This window comes from Cytophaga sp. FL35 (assembly GCF_014349235.1).
Taxonomy (GTDB): Bacteria; Bacteroidota; Bacteroidia; order Flavobacteriales; family Flavobacteriaceae; genus Euzebyella.
Map to the genome: position 1 here is coordinate 42,460 of NZ_JACSOH010000005.1, position 20,653 is coordinate 63,112.

Genomic DNA, 20,653 nt, shown 5'->3' on the forward strand with positions numbered 1-20,653 from the left:
CATCTTATTGCTCATACATATTTATAACTTCAAGTATCATGCCACAGCCTTCCTCTATTTCTTTCTTTGAAATGGTTAGGGGAGGAGAGATGCGCAGGGCTCTAGGTTCAAACTGCAACCAGAATAAAATCAGCCCTTTTTTGGCACATGTCAATATTACATGATTGGCCATTTCGGCCGTTTTTAAAATAGGTGCAAGCATTAGGCCCTTACCTCTTATTTCCAGTATATTTTCATGTTGTAGTAGTTCTCTAAAGAGTTGTTCCTTTTCCGATACCTCCAACATTATATTTGTTTCCTGAAGCTCTCTAAGGGTTGCCAAGGAAGCGGCTGCAATCACCGGATTACCGCCAAAAGTTGTAATATGGCCTAATTTAGGGCCCTGTTGCAGGTGGGACATTAATTCTATGGAAGCCACAAAGGCACCTACTGGCATTCCGGAGGCCATTCCTTTACCAATAACCAGTATATCTGGCACAATTTCATACTGCTCAAAGGCAAATAATGTTCCTGTTCTGCCAAAGCCGGGCTGTATTTCGTCCAAAATTAACAGGGCCTCAGTCTCATGGCAGCGTTCCCTAACTTTTTTAAGGTAGTTAGCCGTAGGTAGAATAAATCCTCCTCCTCCTTGAATGGTTTCAAGAACAACGCCTGCTGTTTTTGAGGTGATACGAGCTAAATCTTCGTCATCATTATAATTAATAAAGGAAACATCCGGTAAAAGTGGCCTGAATGGGCCTTTCCTTTCTTCCTTTCCTAAAAGGCTCAAACTGCCCATGGTATTGCCATGGTAGGCGTTTTTGGCGGCAATGAGTTCGCTACGGCCTGTGGCCCTTCTAGCTAATTTTATAGCTCCCTCAATGGCTTCGGTACCTGAGTTTACCAAATAAGTACTTTGTAAATTGGGAGGAAGAAGGGAGGCCAAAAATTTGGTATAATTTACAGCCGGACTTTGCGCATATTCTCCATAAACCATTACGTGCATGTACTTTTCTGCCTGCTCCTGTATGGCCTTAACAACCTTAGGGTGACAATGCCCCAAAGTACAGGCAGAAACCCCTGCCACAAAATCTAGATAGGGTTGGCCCTTTTCATCATAAATATAGCTTCCTTTGGCCTTGGACACTTCCATCGCTAACGGATGTGGAGAAGTTTGGGCCTGGAATTTCAAGAAATCTTCTTTCATGGCCTCTTTTAAAATTATTGAAATTGATTGGGGTCAGAGGTAACCTTTACTTGTTTGGGCCTATCAGTAACAGAGGGGCGCTCTTTTTTTACCGGAGTAGGAGGAATACCGTTAATGGGATCATTGGAATTTTGTGATCGCTCTGCTTCTTCTGCGTCAATATCAATGGGATTGTCAATACCCCTAATTACAACCAGCTCAAGATTGTTGTCATCTTCGTCAAAGATGTCCTCCATTTTTATAATGCGCTCATCTCCGCGCCAAATAAAACCTTTTAATTTTCTGCTCTCAACGGGAAGCTCTTTTTCTGGAAATATATCACCGTCCGGATCGGTAAAAAAGGTAAGGTCTTCCACATCATTATTGGCCATTGTAATTCTAATTTTACTACAAATGGTTTTGTCTATACCAATTAATTGGTCCTCATCATTGTACATGTAGTAAATCACCTCTGTATTTTTGATAAGGTCTATAACCTTGAGCTCATTATCTATAAACTTGCCAAAAAGGTCCTTTCCTTTGGCTTGATTATACCCCGTTTTACTAATACTGTCCAAGGAAACAATAAAAGCATTGTTAATTACCTTGAGAGAATCCATTTTCTCCGTTTTTAGGTTGGAAATTAAATGGATGCTGTCTCCCGTCATTTGATTCTCCCCATTCCACAAAATGGGATTTTTTATCAATTGGGTGATGCCGGTCTTTTCCGAAAAATGAAGCGAATCACATTTGCCGCTTAAATCTGTTTTATAGAATTTAGCATTGTGAAAGGCTCTGGAAATTCTGTTCTGAGGCTTTCCGGTAACCATTAAGGTGTCTCCGTGCATGTATAGGGAATCTTGTTCTACCAAACTTATGGAAACGGCCCTTTTTGTAGCGAAAACGGAATCCTTTGCTTTAAAAACTTCTGCGTAATGGGCTTTGATAACCCCGTTGTTTACAGTATCCGTTACAACAATATTATTGGTGGCCGAAGCAAATTCCGAAGCCTTGTCAAAATAGACGCTATCGCCTTCTATAATTCTGTTATTGTAATCTATTCGGGTGTTCTTAATTCCGTATCCACTTTCTACCTTGGTATCATAAAATCCTCTTTCACAATAGATTTTATAGCTTTCTCCCGTAATTGTGGAAGGTCCGTACATGTAGGCGTTCTTGGAGTTGGTATAGTAATCCAAACGTTCTGAGTCCAAGGTATACTGAGGATTATCAATATGTACACTGTCCAGAAACTGATATTTTTTCAACTCCATAAAATATCTTCCAATTTCACTGGTAAGTGTATTGGTAGAATCTATAATGGTCCCTGAGCTATTGTAGTAAGATTCCTGATTTTCACGGTCAAAATATAGGGTATCAGTTTTTAAGGTCATCTTACCCGTCTGTTGGTCTGCCTCAAGTAGCACGTCTTCAAAAGCTTTGGCCAATTTGGTTTCGCCATCGTAATTTATTTTACCGCTGGTGAGTTCTATAGAGTCACCTTGTTGCAGTCTAACATTTCCCAATGCTCTCAGGCGGTTTTCCTTTTGATAGTAAATGGCAATATCGCACCAGAGGTCTGCACCTTGATGTTCAAACTGTACCTGCCTGTTGTCCTTGCTAAAGATGGATGCTCCTGGAAATTTAGCCTCGTTTTTGGTAAAGTTGGCTCCGTATACAATATTTATTTGCCTGCTTTGTGTGGTATCTTTAGCGGCATTTGGGTTTTGGGCCAATACGGGAATGGCGCAAAGGAAAAAAAATAGAATTCGAAAGAGCTGATTCAATTTTCTCTGTAATTTTTGAACAAAATTAGCCTTTTTAGCCCTTAAAAATTGGAGTTTAGCATAGATTTAGGAAGTAAAACGTTACCAAACCTATGCTAAACCAAGGTTATCTCAAGATTGTCTGCGTACGATCCGGCCCTACGGAAACAATGGTGATAGGCACTTCTAACTCCTTTTCCAAAAATGAGATATAGGACTTTAACGCTTCCGGAAGTTCTTCGGCGCTACTCATTTTGGTAAGGTCCTCTTTCCAGCCTTTCATTTCGCTGTAAATAGGGGTTACGTTTTCTGCTTCAATATTGTAAGGTAAATGGGTAATTTCTTCCCCTTTATAGTTGTAAGCGGTACATACTTTTATAGACTCAAATCCACTAAGAACATCGGCTTTCATCATCATTAATTGGGTAACCCCGTTCACCTGAACGGCATATTTGAGGGCAACCAAATCTAACCAACCACAACGCCTTGGCCTACCTGTAGTAGCTCCAAATTCATTTCCTACACGACCCATGGTCTCTCCATCTTCATCGAAAAGCTCGGTTGGAAAAGGTCCGCTACCAACTCTGGTGGTATAGGCCTTAAAAATACCTTTTACATCTCCTATTTGATTAGGAGCAACCCCTAAACCGGTACAGGCTCCTGCGGCGGTAGTATTACTGGAGGTTACGAATGGATAGGTTCCAAAATCAATATCCAGTAAAGATCCCTGTGCGCCCTCAGCCAAAATTTTCTTGCCAGATTTTTGGGCTTGGAATAAATACTCTTCACTGTCTATGAAAGTTAGCTGTTTCAATTCTTCAACGGAAGCAAAAAAGTCGGTTTCCAATTCCGCCAAATCATATTCGATATCTACATTGTAGTAATCGATCATAGCTTCGTGCTTGTCTGCCAGAGCTCTATACTTTTCTTTCCAGTCATCCATTTCAAGATCACCTACCCTCATGCCGTTCCTTCCGGTCTTGTCCATATAGGTAGGGCCAATACCCTTAAGGGTTGAACCAATTTTGGCTTTACCCTTTGCTGTTTCAGATGCCGCATCCAATAAGCGGTGGGTGGGTAAGATTAAATGGGCCTTTCTTGAAATGAGCAATTTCGATTTTATATCAATTTTAAACTCTTTCAAGGCATCTAGTTCCTTCTTAAAAATAACGGGATCTATAACCACTCCGTTGCCCACCACGTTCACCGCGTTTTTGTGAAAAATTCCGGAAGGAATGGTGTGCAATACGTGTTTTATTCCGTCAAATTCAAGGGTATGCCCTGCGTTTGGACCGCCCTGAAAACGGGCGATAATATCATAGTTCTTGGTCAGTACATCAACGATTTTACCTTTACCTTCGTCTCCCCACTGTAATCCTAACAATAAATCTACTGCCATTAAAAAATTCGCTTAGCTGTTGGTTTTTTCATTTTTGTTTCGAGTGCCATAAAAATAGAGGGAATGGGTGTTGATCTTAATATCAAAAACCTCTTCTATGGTCTTTTTTATTGACTGTATCCTGGGGTCGCAAAATTCTACCACCTCACCGGTATCCGTAAGGATGACGTGGTCATGCTGGCGATCAAAATAGGATTTTTCATATTGCGCTTGGCTTTTCCCAAATTGGTGTTTGCGCACCAACTTACAGTCTAAAAGAAGTTCTATCGTATTGTAAAGCGTAGCCCTACTTACCCGGTAGTTTTTATTTTTCATGTTTATGTAAAGCGACTCAATATCAAAATGGTCATCACTTTCATAAATTTCTTGAAGAATAGCATAACGTTCCGGAGTTTTTCTATGTCCGTTATCCTCCAGGAAAGAGGTAAAAACGTTTTTTACTATTTCTTGATTTTTATTATCTGCCATAACAGGTTTACGTACTTCAATTTGCAAATGTACAGTTATATTTTAATTACAGTTCTAGATTCTTGTTACTTTATCGATTCCTTGAATTTTCTTGAGGTTATCCATTAACTGTTTAAGAATACCGTTGTTTTTAACCACCACGGTAATTCTACCTGTAAAAGTGCCTCCGTCCGTACTAAAGTTGAGGTTTTTCATGTTCACGTGCATCTCATCAGAAATAATTTCCGTTATTTCATTTACAAGACCTAAATTATCAATTCCTGTAAGTTTTATCTCCGATCTAAATTCTTCTTGGGAAGAATCTATCCACTTTGCCTGAATGATTCTGTACGCATAATTGGATTGAAGCTGTATGGAGTTGGGACAGTTTTTCTTATGCACTTTGATGCCTTCGTTTACGGTTACAAAACCAAAAACATCATCCCCTGGTATGGGATTGCAACATTTACTAAGCGTGTAGTCTAATTTTTCCTCTTCTTTGCCAAAAACAAGAACATCATATTTGGTAGTTATTTCCTCCTTATCAATAGTCTCCGGAACAGGGTTTCTTTTAATTTTATTTTTAAAGAAACTTATGAAGGCATTACTGTAGGATGATACAAATTCTTTGATCATCTGGTTATCTATAGCTCCAATACCTACCCTGTAAAAGAGGTCTAAACTTGTTTTTAGCTTAAAAAAGACGACCATTTTGTTGATGGAATCTTCGTTCAAGGTGATTTTCTGCGATTTCAGCTTGCGTCGCAAAATTTCCTTGCCTTCTTCGGCAACGGATTTTTTTTCTTCCCTTAGCGAGGATTTTATTTTTGCCCTTGAGCGAGCTGTGGTGGCATAATCCAACCAGTTTTGATTTGGTTTTGCTTGATCGGATGTAATAATCTCTACCTGGTCTCCACTTTGTAAGGTAGTGTTCAAGGGTACCAGTTTCCCGTTTACTTTGGCTCCTCTCGTACGCATTCCCACCTCTGTATGAATGTGGAAAGCAAAATCCAGTGGAGTAGCTCCTTTTGGGAGTGATTTTAATTCACCTTTGGGAGTAAAAACAAAAATCTCCTTTGAATATAGGTTAAGTTTAAACTCCTCTACAAAATCTATAGCATTGCTATTGGCATTCTCCAAAGCTTCTTGAAGGCGATTGAGCCACATTTCAATACCCATTTCCTTTTGCTCGCCGTGTTTGTACTTAAAGTGGGCGGCATAACCTTTTTCAGCAATTTCGTGCATGCGCTCGCTACGGATCTGAACTTCTACCCAACGCCCTTTAGGACCCATAACCGTTATGTGTAAGGCTTCATACCCGGTAGATTTTGGAGAAGAAATCCAATCGCGTAAACGCACCGGATTAGGTGTAAAGTGGTCCGTAACTATAGAGTAAATCTTCCAAGCCAAAAACTTTTCATTTTGGCGGTCAGATTTGTAAATGATACGTATGGCAAACTTGTCATAAATCTCATCAAATCCTACATTTTGCGCTTTCATCTTTCTCCTAATGGAGAAAATTGATTTCATGCGCCCTTTGATAAGATAATTGAGACCTTCAGCTTTTAGACTATTGTCAATAACTTGCGAAAAAGCATCAATATAGGCTAGCTGATCTTCCTTGGAGTCTTCAATTTTCTCTTTGATATCCCTATACACATCAGGTTCGGTGTATTTAAGGCTCAAATCCTCTAAGTCCGTTTTTATATTGTACAGGCCGATCCTATGCGCTAGCGGAGCGTAAATATATAGGGTTTCAGAGGCCATCTGAACTTGTTTATGCTCTGGCATGGAATCCATGGTGAGCATATTGTGGTAGCGATCGGCAATTTTTATGAGGATTACCCTAACATCATCATGAAGGGTAAGAAGCATTTTACGAAAGTTCTCCGCCTGCTGCGATGTGCTCATGTCCTTCTTCAGGTGGGCAATTTTTGTAAGACCATCCACAATTCGTGCAATGGTCTCCCCAAACATGCGCTCCATATCATCCAGGGTGTAATCTGAATCTTCCACCACATCATGGAGTAGGGCAGAGGCAATGGAGGTGGCGTCCAATCCAATTTCAGAGGCAACAATTTTTGCAACTGCTATGGGATGGAAAATATAGGCTTCGCCTGATTTTCTTCGCTGGTCCTTATGGGCGTCAATGGCTATCTCAAAAGCCGAACGAATGAGTGTTTTATCATCGTCTGATAAGTGCTGATAGCTTATTCGAAGCAATTCCTTATACTGCTTCGCGATCTCTTTATTTTCCTGTTCTAAAGCTGCCTCCGTCATAGTTAAATAAAATTAGGATAATCTTTATAGATTCACAACAAAAATTATGCCCGCAGGGAGCGATCAACCTAATGTTGAGCCATTATCCAATTAGCTTTAATGAACTAATTTTCGTTGGTAAGATTGGCAATTCTTTTGCTTAACGGCGGATGGGAATAGTGCATAAATACGTAAGCCGGATGCGGGGTTAGATTGCTTAAACTGTTCTTGCTCAGCTTTTTTAAAGAGGTAATGAGTGGCAAGGCCGCATAGGTATGTTTTGCATAATTATCGGCCTGATATTCAAATTTCCGCGATAGGTGGTTCATAATCAATCCAGTAATTTCGGAAATGGGACTATATAGAATACCAAAACCAATTAGGGCCGCATGAAAAGAAGGATTGGAGACGCCTATGGCATAGGATACCTGAGGATTGTTGACAAATAAAGAGAGAATAAAAAGTGTAACTCCCGTTAATAATAACGAAGCTACAAGATTGTAGATAATGTGGTTCTTCTTGTAATGCCCTACCTCATGGGCCAATACCGCAACAATTTCCTCTTCTTCCAGATCATTGATGAGGGTGTCAAAAAGGGTTACTCTTTTTTCCCTTCCAAAGCCGGAAAAATAGGCATTGGCTTTCGTAGATCTTTTAGACCCGTCAATAACAAATATGTTTTGCAGTTCAAAACCTACATTCTTTGCAAATTGTTCAATTTTACTTTTCAAGCTACCTTGCTCTAAGGGTGTTTGTTTGTTGAACAGGGGAACTATCAATTTGCTGTAAAAGAGATTCATAAAAAGTGTGAAAACTGAAATGATAAGCCAAGCATACAACCAAAAATAGGATCCGGCCCATTGAAAGAACCATATGATTAAGGAAAGCATTCCTCCGCCCACAATGGCCAATATAGCCCAGCCCTTTAACTTATCTATAAAAAACAACCCATTTGAAGTTTTGTTAAAGCCGAATTTCTCTTCGATTACAAAAGTGGAATAGTAGGAGAAGGGAAGCGAAATAAGGTCGTTTCCAATAAAAATGATTCCAAAAAATAAAAGGGCCATTAAAATAGGATTTGTGGTAATGCCCCGTACCAACTGGTCTACCCATTCAAAACCTCCAAAAAATAAAAAGCCTAATGTGAGAATTAGTGAGAAAGTGGAGGTGATGACTCCAAACTTATAGTTGGTTTTCTTGTAGGCCTGCGACTTTCTATACTCTTCTTCGTCAAAAACGTCTGTCAATCCTTCAGGAATAGGGTCATTATAGTGTCTTGCGTTTAAATAATCCAAAAGGGTTTCAAGCACATATTGAAAGACCAGAATAGTAACAATCGCGTAAAACAATATATTCATTTTACTATGGTTTAAGGTTTGGTATGGTAGCAAAACCAAGATTATGAATGGTTTTGCTTATAAACGGTCAGTATTTAGTTGCCAGAAACGATTAGGTTCGCTGTCTTTTGGCCTCAAAGATAAGAATACCTGCGGATACGGACACATTCATACTGTCAATTTCGCCTTCCATGGGTATAATAATATTTTGGTGTGACTGGTCTAACCAACTTTTCGACAGTCCCGTTGCCTCTGTACCTACGACTATGGCATTCGCACCTTTAAAATCAGCATTTAGATAATTGATGGAAGCGGTTAGTGCGGCACAATAAATTTTAATATTGTTTTGTTTGAGGAAACCGAGAATTTCTTCGGTACTGCCCATGGCCAGATTATTGGTGAACACACAACCCACACTTGAACGGATAATATTGGGGTTATAAAGGTCGGTTTTGGGATTGGCAATAATTACCCCATCTAAATTTGCAGCATCTGCCGTTCGTAGGAGCGCCCCAATATTTCCGGGCTTTTCGGGCGCCTCGGCTACTAGGATCAGCGGGTTTTTGGTTTTTAGGACGAAGGTGTCCAAAGTGTGGCTTCTGGTTTTGGCAATGGCTAAAACACCTTCCGTAGTGCCACGGTGGGCCATTTTAAGGTAAACCTCATTGGTAACCGTAACAATTTCTGTGGAGGTCCCTGTTTTTAAAAGAAGCTGCTCCAATCTTTTTTCTTCACATAGTTGAGGTTGGAACAAAACACATTCTATTTCAAAATTAGCTCTGAGAGCGAGCTGTAGCTCACGTAGCCCTTCTATAATAAAGAGTCCGGTTTTCTTTCGCTCGCGAGATTTTTCCTTTAGTAGAACCACTTTTTTGACGAGCGAGTTCTGAACACTACTGATTTCCTTGAAACTTTGCACAGGGCAAATGTAAAGAAAAGCAAAATGCTTCGACCTAAGAGCTAAAACCAAAAAACAACATCATGATTAAAAATATAGCATTGTTTCTATTGGGTACATTAATACTTAGTTGCAAAGATGCTCCTCAGAAAACAAAAGAAAATAATGTTGCTGCAGAAAACTCGGCCGTTGAAGAAATTAAAGATCACGGCTTTCCCGAGTCATTCACAAAAATATTGGATGCCCATGGTACCTTGGCCAAATGGAAAACGAAGCAGACCTTAAGCTATGAAATGCCCAAGCCAGATGGTAAGGAGATACATACCATCGACTTAAAATCGAGACGTGACCGTATCGATATGGGTACCATATCAATGGGTTTCGACGGTTCAAAAATTTGGTTAAAAGACGACAATGCGGCGTACAAGGGTAATGCTGCGGTGTACCACAACTTGATGTTCTATTTTTATGCGATGCCCTTTGTTTTTGCCGATCCGGGAATCAATTATGGCGAAACCGAACCTTTAGAATATGAAGGCAAAAGCTATCCCGGCATCCATATCAGTTTTAATGATGGGGTAGGAGCCTCCTCCAATGATGATTATTTTCTTCACTACGACCCTGAAACCTACCAAATGACTTGGTTGGGCTATACTTTTACCTATGGTAGTGATGAGAAGTCAGACAATGTAAAATGGATACGCTACAAAGATTGGCAGAATATTGACGGGGTATTGTTGCCAAAGTCCATAACTTGGCATAATTATGAGGGTAGAAGCATCAAAGAGGGTAAGGATCCTGTGCAATTTGAGAATGTAACATTGGAGACCCAGCAAAAACCTGATGTCTTTTACCAAAAACCTGAAAGTGCCAAAGTAGTCTTAAACCCTTAAACATTCGCTTTTTTTTGAGTAATTTGGAGCTCAAATACTAATTTAATGGAGGTACTTTTATTTGGTATTGCCAAAGACATCGTTGGCTCATCTAGTTATACAATCAGTGAAAATGCTGTGATGCCTACTTCGGTGGCGGAATTAAAGCAACAGCTGACTACTGATTTTCCGGAGCTGGGAAAACTTTCTTCGTTGGCAGTGGCTGTTAATAGCGAATACGCCGAAGACGGGGTTTTACTGCAAAGCCAAGATGAAATAGCATTGATACCTCCTGTAAGTGGCGGATAATGGTAGACAAAATCATTGTTGAAATAGTAGATGAATTAGACCCTTCCGGGGTTTATCAAGAACTGTCAGATCCAAATAGCGGTGGATTTTGTGTATTTGTTGGTGCGGTAAGGGAATTTACCCAAAACGAGCAGGTTATGGCTTTGGAGTTCGAAACCTATCAGGGCATGGCCATCAAAGAAATGACCAAAATTGCTCAAGATGCTATGAAAAAATGGGATTTGAACAAAGTGGTTATAAGGCATGCTGTTGGCAAAAAGGAAGTGGAAGAACCCGTGGTGGTCGTGGGGGCATCTTCGGCACATAGAGACGCTTGTTTTACGGCTTGCAGATATTTGATTGACACTTTGAAGGAGACCGTACCCATCTGGAAAAAGGAAATGTTCAAGAATAAGTCCATCTGGGTTTCGGCAACCCCTTAAGATCTATTTACTTTGTAAGAGAAGGAAGATGATATGCTGATAGACAACCACGGTAGAAAAATCAATTACGTACGTTTGGCGGTCACCGATCGTTGCAATTTGCGCTGCAATTATTGTATGCCTGCGGAAGGCATCAACTTTGCTAAAAGTGACAAGCTGTTTACCATACAGGAATTGGGCAAACTCAGTGAGCTTTTGGTAGACCAGGGGGTGGACAAAATCAGAATTACCGGGGGAGAGCCCTTTGTGCGTAAAGATTTGATGGTGCTGTTCCGTAAATTGAGCAAACTTCAAGGTCTTAAAGATATTTCGGTTACAACCAATGCTACTTTGATCGGACCTTATATTGACGAGCTTAAAGAATTGGGCATTCTGAATATGAACATCAGCATGGATGCCATTAACAGGGACACCTTTGAGCGAATAACCCGCCGCAACCAATATGATACGGTGTACGAAAATTTGGTGCGATTGATTTCCGAAGGTTTCAATGTTCGCATCAACTTTATTGCATTGGATGGGCAAAATACCCAAGACATTTTGCCAATGTTGGAGCTTGCCAAACATTACAACGTTTCGGTGCGCTTTTTAGAGGAAATGCCTTTTAACGGCGGATCCAAGAAATTTCAGTCCATCGTTTGGGACTATAAAAAGATATTGGCCCACATTGCGGATGCCTATCCGGATTATTATCAACTGGAATCCCCAAAAACATCCACTTCCATTAATTACAAAGTGCCCGGATTCAAAGGCTCATTTGGGGTTATCCCCTCCTTTAGCCGAACTTTTTGTGGGTCTTGTAACCGACTTCGAATTTCGGCCACGGGCGATGTTATCACCTGTTTGTATGCCAAACCCAGTATGAACATTAGGGAAATTTTTAGGCGGGAAAAAAGCGATGAGCTCGTGAAACAGCGCATTTTGGAAGCAGTTGGAAGTCGTGCAAAAACAGGCTTTGAGGCCCAAGAAAAGTATCAAGGTGTTTTTGAGAATTCCATGACATCCATTGGGGGATAATAATTCAATTTAGACAATAAGAGAACCAAAAATATGAGCAAACTTTCTCATTTAGATGATGCCGGAAATGCCGCCATGGTAGATGTTTCGGAGAAAAAAGTATCCGCCAGAACGGCCATAGCCTCTGGGAAGGTAGTTTTTCCATCCGCTGTTTTTGAAGAACTGAGTGCGCAAGATTTTTTGGGAAAGAAAGGAAGCATTATACAAACTGCAGTAATCGCGGGAATTCAAGCGGTCAAAAAAACTTCGGATTTGATACCGCTGTGCCATCAATTGAGTTTGAGCAAGGTAAAGGTGGACATAGTCCCAAGTGATAATTGTTTACAGATTACCTGCACCGTTAAATGTAATGAACGCACGGGGGTGGAAATGGAAGCGCTTACGGGCGTTTCGGTTAGTGCACTTACCATTTATGATATGTGCAAGGCACTTTCGCATGATATCGTAATTGGAGAAATTAAGTTGAACGAGAAAACAGGAGGTAAGAGTGATTATAGGTCCTAAATTGTACGGATTGGTCTTAGCCGGTGGAAAAAGCACCCGAATGGGAAAGGACAAAGGTCTTATCCATTACCACGGAATGCCACAAAGAGAGTATTTGTATCATTTGTTGGGCAGGGTTTGCGAGGAGACTTTTATGAGCGTTCGGCCCGAACAATCCAAAGAGATCACTGCTGATTTTCAATTGATCGAAGATATGGATGAATATAAGGGTCCGTTTAACGGACTTTTATCCGCCCATAAGAAATATCCTGAAGCCGCATGGCTAGTTTTGGCTTGTGACCTTCCGCTAATCGATTTAAAATCGCTTCAAGAATTGATTGCAGCTAGAGACCCTAACGTTTTCGCTACTTCATTTGCGCATGAGGAAAATCCGTTGCCGGAGCCTATTTGTGCGATTTGGGAACCGCTAGCCTTGGAAAAGGCTAAACAATATTTGGATGAGGGCAATGGTTCGTGTCCCAGAAAATTCTTGATCAATAGCGAGGTGAAATTGGTTTTTCCGCAGGATAGTAATGTGCTAATGAATGCTAATTCGGAAGAGGAATACAAAGAGGCCATCGTTAAACTATCCACGGAATAATGGAACGCTACCAAAGACAGGTGATTTTGCCCGGTTTTGGGGAAGAGGCCCAGCAAAAACTGCAGCAAGCCAAGGTGTTGGTCATTGGCGCAGGGGGGTTGGGCATTCCAGTGCTTACCTATTTGAACTCGATGGGTGTGGGAACTTTGGGTATTGTTGACAATGATCTGGTTTCCATTACCAATTTACATCGGCAGGTAGCTTTTGCCGAAAAGGACGTGAACCAAGCGAAAGTGACTGTTTTGGCAAGAAAGCTAAGCGAACAGAATTCTGATACCAAGATTATAGAATATCCAATCTTTTTGAATAGAGAAAATGCTTTGGATCTTATTCAAGAATATGATTTGGTGGTGGATGCTTCGGATAATTTTCCCACACGATATTTGGTGAACGATGCCTGTGTAATGTTAAATAAGCCATTTATTTACGGTGCTTTGCATGGTTTTGAAGGTCAGGTGAGTGTTTTTAACCATAATGGAGGTCCAACCTATCGCTGTCTTTTCCCTACCATGCCTAAAAGCGATGAGGTGCCCAATTGCAATGATCACGGGGTATTGGGAATTTTACCCGGTATTGTTGGGAATCTTCAAGCCTTGGAAGCAGTTAAAGTCATTACTGCATTGGGGGAGGCTTTGTCCGGTAAATTGTTGCTTTTTGATGCACTCGGCAATACCTTCCAGAAAATAAAATTTGGGCTGAGGACTGAAAATTTAGAAATCAGGGAACTTCAAAGTAGTTATGATTTTGATTGTGAAGTTGGCGTGAATGAAATTTCCGCAGAAAATTTCTCCAATCTTATGGAAACAGATGAAATACAACTCATTGATGTTCGTACAGAAAAGGAATTTGCAAGAAACCATTTGTCCGTTGCTAAAAATATTCCCTTGGGAGAGCTAGAAAGCCGCTTAGGGGAAATCGATTTTAATTCAACGGCTTATCTTCTTTGCCAATCTGGTATTCGCAGTAAAAAGGCCATAGCAAAACTACAAGAACTGCAACCTCTGGCCCAATTGGTCAATGTAACTGGAGGTATGAACCAAATAAGATTGCATGCTGCTGAGCACTGAAGAGTTTGTACTGCTTAGTTTGGGCTTTTTTGTAATAGCCACGCTTTATTCTTCGGTCGGTTTTGGCGGTGGTTCTAGTTATTTGGCCCTGTTGACCTTGTTTCTCTCAGGTTTTTTCGCCATCCGCTCCATAGCATTGGTATGCAATTTGGTGGTGGTTTCGGGCAGTTCTTACCTCTATTTTAAGAATGGACATAGCGATTTTAAAAAATTCCTACCATTTGTGTTGAGCAGTATTCCCATGGCTTTTATTGGGGCATCGTTCCGGCTACAAGAGCATGTTTTTTTCGTACTCTTGGGGTTTTCACTGGTAATATCTTCCATTTTTTTGGCATGGCAGACATTTACTTTTTCTAATACAAGCGATAAAGTAAAATCCTACCCCAAGTACCTTACCGCTGTTTTGGGTGGTGGCATCGGATTATTATCCGGTTTGGTAGGCATTGGCGGGGGTATTTTTTTAGCGCCTATTCTAAATCATTTACAGTGGGATAAATCCATTAAAATTGCTGCCTTGGCCAGTTTTTTTATCTTGGTAAATTCCATTAGTGGCCTGGCGGGCTTGGTTCAAGGAGAAATGTTAAATTTGCCATGGAAAGAAACATTGGGTCTTGTAGTGGCCGTGCTTTTGGGCGGTCAGTTAGGAATTCGGCTAAGTTTAAAGCGACTTTCCCCTATTGGAATAAAAAGGGTTACAGCCTTGCTAGTTTTTGCGGTGGGCATTCGTTTATTGATCAAATACCTACCCCACTTATCCTAAGTCTCCCCATTTTCGAATGGAAACCGTTAAAAGAAAAGTAGATTGAAAACATTGTTGCATCCGGCGTATTTGCCCAATATTCAAACATTCGCTAAAATCATTTCAGAGGAAATCTGTTGGGAGGTAGAAGATAATTTCCAAAAACAGACCTTTAGAAATCGCTGTTATATTGGCACTGACCAGGGGAAACATATGCTAAGTATTCCTATAAAACATGTTGGTGGTTCCCAAGGCAGGCAGAAGTTTAAGGATGTAGTTTTGGATTATTCCGGAATGTGGTCTAGGCAGCATTGGAGAACCCTGCAAACGGCCTACAGAACTTCACCCTTTTTTGAATTTTATGAAGATGAATTGGCGCCAATTTTTGAAAAACAACATAAGTTTTTGTTGGACTTGAACCTTTTTGCCATCGAAACTATTTGTGATTGTTTACAGGTGGAAATGCCAGAGAATAAAACTGAAGAGTTTATTCTACATCCTGAAAAGTTAAATGACCAAAGGGTATTGGTCAACGCTAAGAAAAAGACGGTTGTTGATTTTCCGGTCTATAATCAAGTATTTGGTGACAGACATGGATTTTTGCCCAATTTAAGCATAGTGGACCTGCTTTTTAATGAAGGAACAAGTGCCTTATCCTATTTAAAGCAGCTAGACATTTAATTTGTTATGCTACGATTTTTGGTCCATTACGGCATTCACTTTTTAGTGCCTGTTCTCGTAGGCTTCTACTTTTTTAAGGACAATCGTTTAAAGGCTATTCTTATTCTTTTGGCTGGCATTGTCATTGATGTTGATCATTTATTGGCCACACCCATTTTTGAAGCTAACAGGTGTAGTATCGGGTTTCATCCCTTGCACAGTTATTGGGCTATTGGATTATATGTAGTCTTATTCTTTTTCATGAAAACTAGATTAGTGGGATTGGCATTGTTGATACACATCGTGGCAGACATATCAGACTGTTTTCTAATGCCTTAAATCAAATGTGGACATAATTGGAAAGTGATCTGAAAATTTGTCATCGTAATTCTTGTGCGATTTAATTTCAAAATGGTCATCGGCAAAAATAAAATCGATTCTAAAGGGCAGAAAAAGTAAATCGTAAGTTCTGCCTAAGCCCGTTCCTTTTTCAATAAATGTATCTTTCATATCGCCCTTTAAAAGGTGGTAAGTAGAACTAAATTGAGTGTTATTAAAATCGCCACATAACAAAGTGGGGTAAGGACTATTATTTTTATGTTGTTGTACAAGTTTTGCCTGGTTCATTTGTCTTTTAAATCGATGGTTAACCTTGTCATAAACGTATTCAACAGGCTTTGAACGAACATTTCCTGATCCTGGTGTTACTCCCAAGGACTGCATGTGAACATTATAGACCCTGATAGTATCGCCTTGGTATAAAATATCGGCGTAAGAACCATTGTTGATACTGTTCTTGAACTGAATGGTTTCCGCTTTGATAATAGGATATTTAGAAAAAACACCTAAGTGCACTTTGTTACTGTCATGGAATTTATCCAAAAAAGAGTAGGGGTAGTCCAAAAATTCGGACTTCATGCTGATACCTACTTCCTGAAAACAGATGATATCGGGTTTCTCTGAGGCTATTAGTTCTGTAATTTTTTCTCGAGTGTTAAGGGAGCGGTCTGCTTCCAAACGGTTAAACCCCCTTACGTTATAACTCATTACCTTTAAATCCCCAATGCTTTTATTTTCTTTCCCAAAACTTGGTTTTATAAAGGTGCCTAGAACTAGATATCCCACTACCAGAATGATGAGGGAGGTGAGCATTTGTCTTTTCCTTTGCAGCAACCAATAGAGAAAAAACAGGAAATTACCAACGACCAAAAAGGGCACTACCAACCCCAAAAACGTGAGGAAAGAGAAAAAATCATAGGTTAGATAGGGAACTGCGCAAGCAATTAGAAGCAAAACTGCTACTAAAATATTAATGGAATAAACTAGCTTATTGAACCAAGAAAGTCCCTTCATACATCTATTCTTCCTTTCCGGCCTTAAAAAGAAAATCCTTTTCGGCCTTGGTCAAACTTTCATAACCGGATTGACTGATTTTATCTAAAATGGCATCAATTTTCTTTTGTTGGCTTTGCTTGTCGTAATTGGAGGCGTTGGTGTTCGAAGATTTTCTGTTTTTGTAGACCGTTTTCAAGGGTGATTTCTTCTCTCTCTTTTTGAATAAATTCACGATTCCGTCTACAAGTTTGGAAAAACCTTCACCTATATCCACCCCGTTATATAATTGTCTGGCATACATATATCCCAAGAATGCACCGCCCAAATGGGCCAATCTCCCTCCTACATTGCCTCCCAAAGGAATTTGAACCAAATCCATCAGGACCACAAAAACACCAATATGCCAGAGCTTTACATTAAAAAAGAGCAATCTCACTTCCTGATTGGGAATATAGGTGCATACAAATATCAAAACAGCCATTACACCTGCTGAGGCACCAATAAGAGAGGTGTTGATACCAACTAAAGCAGGGAAAATATTATAACTTAAAAGGAATAAGAGACCACCTAATATTACCCCGAGAAAATATACGTTTAAAAATCGCCTGCCATCAAAAAGGTTCAGTAGAATACGACCTGCAACATATAAAATATACATGTTCCAAAGTATATGAAAAATACCTCCATGGAGAAAGGAGTAAGTAATAATGGACCAAGGTTGTATAAGAAAATCGAAAAAATCCTTTGGCAATGCGAACCAGTCCTCAACCGTTGGGCTGATCAGTGCCGTAATAAGACCCATGACAATAAACACCACTACATTAATGGCGATAAGCTTTTCTGAGACACTCAGCCGGGCGTATTGATATTTTAGACCTCCGTTGTTCATCTTAATTCCAACGATTATTGTTAAACTGATTCTTCTTCCAGTACCACATCATTAGGAATCCAAAAAGAGCACCTCCAATATGTGCAAAGTGGGCAATACCAGTTGCAGTTCCCGTAAATCCAAAAAATAAATCCCCTAAAATCAACAAAGGGACAAAATATTTTGCTTTAATGGGGATAGGAAGAAAAATAAGCATGAGTTCAGCTTCGCTAAAGGTAAAGGCGAATGCAACCAAAATACCATAAATGGCTCCGGAGGCCCCTACTGCCGGCGTTGAAAACGCACTCAAAAAACTATCTACCTTGTCCGGACCGATCACGGTTTCCCATGAAGGGCTGTATTTACCATCCGTGATAATTTGCATTAATTCAGTCTTGCCTATACCGCTATCGAGTAAGGCTTGTAGGCCATCATTAAAAAGATAATAATTGACACCGGTATGCAGTAAAGCCGCCCCTAGACCAGCGGAAAAATAAAAGAAAAGGAACTTGTTGCGTCCCCACATTCTTTCAAGAGGGGTGCCAAAAGCATAAAGGGCATACATGTTAAAAAGGATATGCATGAAATTGCCATGCATGAACATATGGGTGAAAATTTGCCACCACTCAAAATTGGGATTCTCTGGATACCACAAAGAAAACCAAGCGTACATTTGGTCGCCATATAGCTGGGTAGCCACGAAGAACAAAATGTTGATAATGAGTAAATGTTTTACCGCTTCGGTGAGTCCTCTCATTTAAATAAATTTTTTATCGATGTCGTTTTCCGTAATGGTAACGTATACTGGTTTGTTAAACGGGCTTACGGTAGCATCGGTACAGGCAAATAAATCGTTTACCAAAGCTATTTGCGACTGATTATCCAATATTTCTCCCGTTTTTACCGCCAATGTCTTTGCCAATGTTTTTGAAAGGATATCGCTCTGCGAAAAACTTTCGCCATTAATTTCCTGTTGATAGTCAGATATCAATTGGTCCAATATCATGCCAACCTCACTTTCTGTCACTAATAACGGAATTCCTGTCACTGTAATGGCATCCTCTTTCATATCTTCAAAGATAAAACCAATAGAAAGCAAAACTTCTTTGATTTCCTTTAATGTATGAATCTCCGCCCTTGAAAAAGTTAAGGTAAGGGGAAATAACAATTGCTGACTCACCGCATCCTTAACGGTGCTGTTCTTCAGGAATTTTTCATAAAGCACTCTCTGGTGTGCCCTACTTTGGTCAATTACCACCATTCCTGACTTTATACTGGTAACGATATATTTTCTTCTTATCTGAAAGGTGGTAGCCACCGTTTCCTGTACTTCCTTTTCGTTTTCAAAAATGGAACCTGTAATGGCCTCAGATTCAAAACTGATACTGTTTATAGGTTCATTGCCCCCCATCTTAGATTCCATACCCACATAGAGGCTGTCCCAGTTCTTGCTGGCCTTGGGCTGGTACGAGTAGGTAGGGGAGGAGCTAGATTTCTTTGGCGTTTCTGAAAAGGGATTGAAGTTGGCATCTACAGTAACTTGTGGCTGAACCGCAGATTTATTTTTAAAATCATACGGGGTATCCAGATTTGGATCTTGGTCAAAATCGAGGGCAGGTGCCACATTGAACTGTCCCAAACTATGTTTTACCGTAGACCTTAAAATAGCGTACAAGGTATGTTCATCATCAAACTTAACTTCGGTTTTGGTAGGGTGAATGTTAATGTCAATGGATCCTGGCGCAACTTCCAAATAAAGAAAGTATCCTGGAAAAGTATCTGGTTTTATGAGGCCTTCAAAGGCCGAAACCACAGCGTGATGCAGATACGGGCTTTTTATAAATCGGTTATTAACGAAAAAAAACTGTTCGCCCCTGCTTTTCTTTGCAAATTCTGGTTTGGTTATGAAGCCGCTTATTTTAACAATAGGGGTTTCTTCATCTACGGGCACCAGTTTTTCATTGGTACGGGACCCGAAAATATTTACAATTCTTTTACGGTAATTGTCCGCAGGAAGATTGAAAAGTTCACTTCCGTTATGATAAAAGTGAAAGGAAACTGTTGGGTGGGCCAAGGCTACCCTATGAAATTCATCGGTAATGTGCCTTAATTCTACTTGGTTGGATTTAAGAAAGTTCCTTCTCGCTGGGATATTGAAAAATAGATTTTTCACCGCCATGGACGTGCCTTTGGGGGTAACGGTCACTTCTTGAAATACAATTTTACTACCCTCCATTTTTAGGTGGGTGCCAACCTCTTCCTCTTCCGGTTTTGTTTGCATTTCAACATGGGCAATTGCTCCAATGGAGGCCAATGCCTCTCCCCTAAACCCCTTGGTGTTAAGGTTGAAAAGGTCTTCTGCCTGTTGGATTTTACTTGTGGCATGGCGTTCAAAACTAAGTCGGGCATCGGTAGCGCTCATTCCAACCCCATCATCAACTACTTGGATCAAGGCTTTGCCACCATCCTTTACAATCAGCTTTATAGTAGTGGAACCAGCATCCAAGGCATTTTCCAATAGTTCTTTAACCACTGATGCAGGGCGCTGTACTACCTCCCCAGCAGCAATTTGATTTGCAACGTGGTCCGGTAAAAGTTTAATGATATCCGCCATTAGTTAGGGAAGAATATTGTAAGATCAAAATCTAGGATAAACAAAGCAATGAGAACTAAAATACCAATGATAATGGCCATTCTTATTTTGAGATTGCGGTCTCCTTCCCGCTTCATATCGTCCATGGCACTACTGAACTTCCCTTTTAGACCACGAGGGGTATTGAGGGTAGTTCTGTACTTATCAAATTTAGCTTCCATTTTAAATGGGCTGCCCTTACCCTTATCGTCATAGTAACGAGGAGCGTATTCAAACTTCTTATTTCGCTTGAGTTTCGTGAATTTACTGAGCATTCCCATGATTTTCAAAGGTACTTAAAATCAAAAAATATGCCCCATAGCCAACGCCAAAATTTGTTAAAACGTCGAGTGTGGGCAGCTCAAATGGTAAGGTCT

22 protein-coding genes are annotated in these 20,653 nt (G+C 40.2%); 10 read left to right on the forward strand and 12 right to left on the reverse strand.

All coding sequences use genetic code 11. From position 1 onward, the window contains the following. Positions 1-4: 4 nt before the first annotated feature. From BIZ36_RS05255 to BIZ36_RS21080, 7 genes are all read right to left on the reverse strand, one after another. The gene (locus BIZ36_RS05255) at positions 5-1,186 is read right to left on the reverse strand and encodes an aspartate aminotransferase family protein (protein WP_187456824.1); all 1,182 of its coding nucleotides are present in this window, start codon (positions 1,184-1,186) and stop codon (positions 5-7) included. Between the two features lie 14 nt (positions 1,187-1,200). After that, positions 1,201-2,952 (reverse strand): OstA-like protein, encoded by a 1,752-nt coding sequence (locus tag BIZ36_RS05260; protein WP_222937261.1) that lies wholly within the window; start codon positions 2,950-2,952, stop codon positions 1,201-1,203. Between the two features lie 106 nt (positions 2,953-3,058). Beyond that, positions 3,059-4,330 carry an adenylosuccinate synthase gene (locus tag BIZ36_RS05265; RefSeq protein ID WP_187456825.1) on the reverse strand — a complete coding sequence of 424 codons (1,272 nt, stop codon included), beginning with the start codon at positions 4,328-4,330 and terminating at the stop codon, positions 3,059-3,061. A gap of 12 nt (positions 4,331-4,342) precedes the next feature. Next, the gene (locus tag BIZ36_RS05270; RefSeq protein ID WP_187456826.1) at positions 4,343-4,798 is read right to left on the reverse strand and encodes a Fur family transcriptional regulator; all 456 of its coding nucleotides are present in this window, start codon (positions 4,796-4,798) and stop codon (positions 4,343-4,345) included. A gap of 54 nt (positions 4,799-4,852) precedes the next feature. Then, entirely contained in the window at positions 4,853-7,057 is a 2,205-nt protein-coding gene (locus tag BIZ36_RS05275) for a RelA/SpoT family protein (RefSeq protein WP_187456827.1), read from the reverse strand. Positions 7,058-7,161: 104 nt separating this feature from the next. Then, positions 7,162-8,394 (reverse strand): M48 family metallopeptidase, encoded by a 1,233-nt coding sequence (locus BIZ36_RS05280; RefSeq protein ID WP_187456828.1) that lies wholly within the window; start codon positions 8,392-8,394, stop codon positions 7,162-7,164. A gap of 91 nt (positions 8,395-8,485) precedes the next feature. Then, positions 8,486-9,292 (reverse strand): TrmH family RNA methyltransferase, encoded by an 807-nt coding sequence (locus BIZ36_RS21080; protein ID WP_187456829.1) that lies wholly within the window; start codon positions 9,290-9,292, stop codon positions 8,486-8,488. Between the two features lie 62 nt (positions 9,293-9,354). Between BIZ36_RS21080 and BIZ36_RS05290 the strand changes: the two genes are divergently transcribed. The 10 genes from BIZ36_RS05290 to BIZ36_RS05335 are packed head-to-tail and all read left to right on the forward strand — an operon-like array spanning position 9,355 to position 15,780. Further along, a complete protein-coding gene (locus BIZ36_RS05290) occupies positions 9,355-10,164 on the forward strand; it encodes a DUF6503 family protein (RefSeq protein WP_187456830.1) in 810 nt (269 codons plus the stop codon). A 45-nt stretch (positions 10,165-10,209) separates the two neighbouring features. Next, positions 10,210-10,452: a MoaD/ThiS family protein gene (locus BIZ36_RS05295; RefSeq protein ID WP_187456831.1), complete on the forward strand. Its 243-nt coding sequence runs from the start codon at positions 10,210-10,212 to the stop codon at positions 10,450-10,452. Then, a complete protein-coding gene (locus BIZ36_RS05300) occupies positions 10,452-10,874 on the forward strand; it encodes a molybdenum cofactor biosynthesis protein MoaE (RefSeq protein ID WP_187456832.1) in 423 nt (140 codons plus the stop codon). The genes BIZ36_RS05295 and BIZ36_RS05300 overlap by 1 nt, the downstream gene beginning before the upstream one ends. A 33-nt stretch (positions 10,875-10,907) precedes the next feature. After that, positions 10,908-11,891 (forward strand): GTP 3',8-cyclase MoaA, encoded by a 984-nt coding sequence (gene moaA, locus BIZ36_RS05305; RefSeq protein ID WP_187456833.1) that lies wholly within the window; start codon positions 10,908-10,910, stop codon positions 11,889-11,891. A gap of 33 nt (positions 11,892-11,924) precedes the next feature. Continuing rightward, positions 11,925-12,395: a cyclic pyranopterin monophosphate synthase MoaC gene (moaC, locus tag BIZ36_RS05310; RefSeq protein ID WP_187456834.1), complete on the forward strand. Its 471-nt coding sequence runs from the start codon at positions 11,925-11,927 to the stop codon at positions 12,393-12,395. Further along, positions 12,379-12,975 carry an NTP transferase domain-containing protein gene (locus tag BIZ36_RS05315; protein WP_353616823.1) on the forward strand — a complete coding sequence of 199 codons (597 nt, stop codon included), beginning with the start codon at positions 12,379-12,381 and terminating at the stop codon, positions 12,973-12,975. Before moaC ends, BIZ36_RS05315 begins: the two co-directional genes overlap by 17 nt. After that, complete coding sequence (locus BIZ36_RS05320; protein WP_187456835.1) at positions 12,975-14,042, forward strand: HesA/MoeB/ThiF family protein; 1,068 nt, start codon at positions 12,975-12,977, stop codon at positions 14,040-14,042. The genes BIZ36_RS05315 and BIZ36_RS05320 overlap by 1 nt, the downstream gene beginning before the upstream one ends. Next, complete coding sequence (locus BIZ36_RS05325; protein WP_187456836.1) at positions 14,026-14,802, forward strand: sulfite exporter TauE/SafE family protein; 777 nt, start codon at positions 14,026-14,028, stop codon at positions 14,800-14,802. The genes BIZ36_RS05320 and BIZ36_RS05325 overlap by 17 nt, the downstream gene beginning before the upstream one ends. A gap of 42 nt (positions 14,803-14,844) precedes the next feature. Next, the gene (locus BIZ36_RS05330; RefSeq protein WP_187456837.1) at positions 14,845-15,462 is read left to right on the forward strand and encodes a WbqC family protein; all 618 of its coding nucleotides are present in this window, start codon (positions 14,845-14,847) and stop codon (positions 15,460-15,462) included. Between the two features lie 6 nt (positions 15,463-15,468). Further along, complete coding sequence (locus BIZ36_RS05335) at positions 15,469-15,780, forward strand: DUF6122 family protein (RefSeq protein ID WP_187456838.1); 312 nt, start codon at positions 15,469-15,471, stop codon at positions 15,778-15,780. On the opposite strand, the gene BIZ36_RS05340 is transcribed toward BIZ36_RS05335, so the two are convergent. The 5 genes from BIZ36_RS05340 to BIZ36_RS05360 are packed head-to-tail and all read right to left on the reverse strand — an operon-like array spanning position 15,769 to position 20,551. Continuing rightward, a complete protein-coding gene (locus BIZ36_RS05340) occupies positions 15,769-16,794 on the reverse strand; it encodes an endonuclease/exonuclease/phosphatase family protein (protein WP_187456839.1) in 1,026 nt (341 codons plus the stop codon). The two genes, BIZ36_RS05335 and BIZ36_RS05340, sit on opposite strands and share 12 nt — an antisense overlap. Positions 16,795-16,798: 4 nt before the next feature. Beyond that, positions 16,799-17,665, reverse strand: a complete 867-nt coding sequence (locus tag BIZ36_RS05345) for a rhomboid family intramembrane serine protease (RefSeq protein WP_187456840.1) — start codon at positions 17,663-17,665, stop codon at positions 16,799-16,801. Between the two features lies 1 nt (position 17,666). Continuing rightward, positions 17,667-18,401, reverse strand: coding sequence for a rhomboid family intramembrane serine protease (locus BIZ36_RS05350; protein ID WP_187456841.1), 735 nt, complete (start codon positions 18,399-18,401; stop codon positions 17,667-17,669). Then, positions 18,402-20,258, reverse strand: coding sequence for a DNA mismatch repair endonuclease MutL (gene mutL / locus BIZ36_RS05355; protein ID WP_187456842.1), 1,857 nt, complete (start codon positions 20,256-20,258; stop codon positions 18,402-18,404). After that, on the reverse strand, positions 20,258-20,551 hold the full coding sequence (locus tag BIZ36_RS05360; RefSeq protein WP_222937266.1) for a hypothetical protein: 294 nt from the start codon (positions 20,549-20,551) through the stop codon (positions 20,258-20,260). The genes mutL and BIZ36_RS05360 overlap by 1 nt, the downstream gene beginning before the upstream one ends. Positions 20,552-20,653 lie beyond the last annotated feature (102 nt).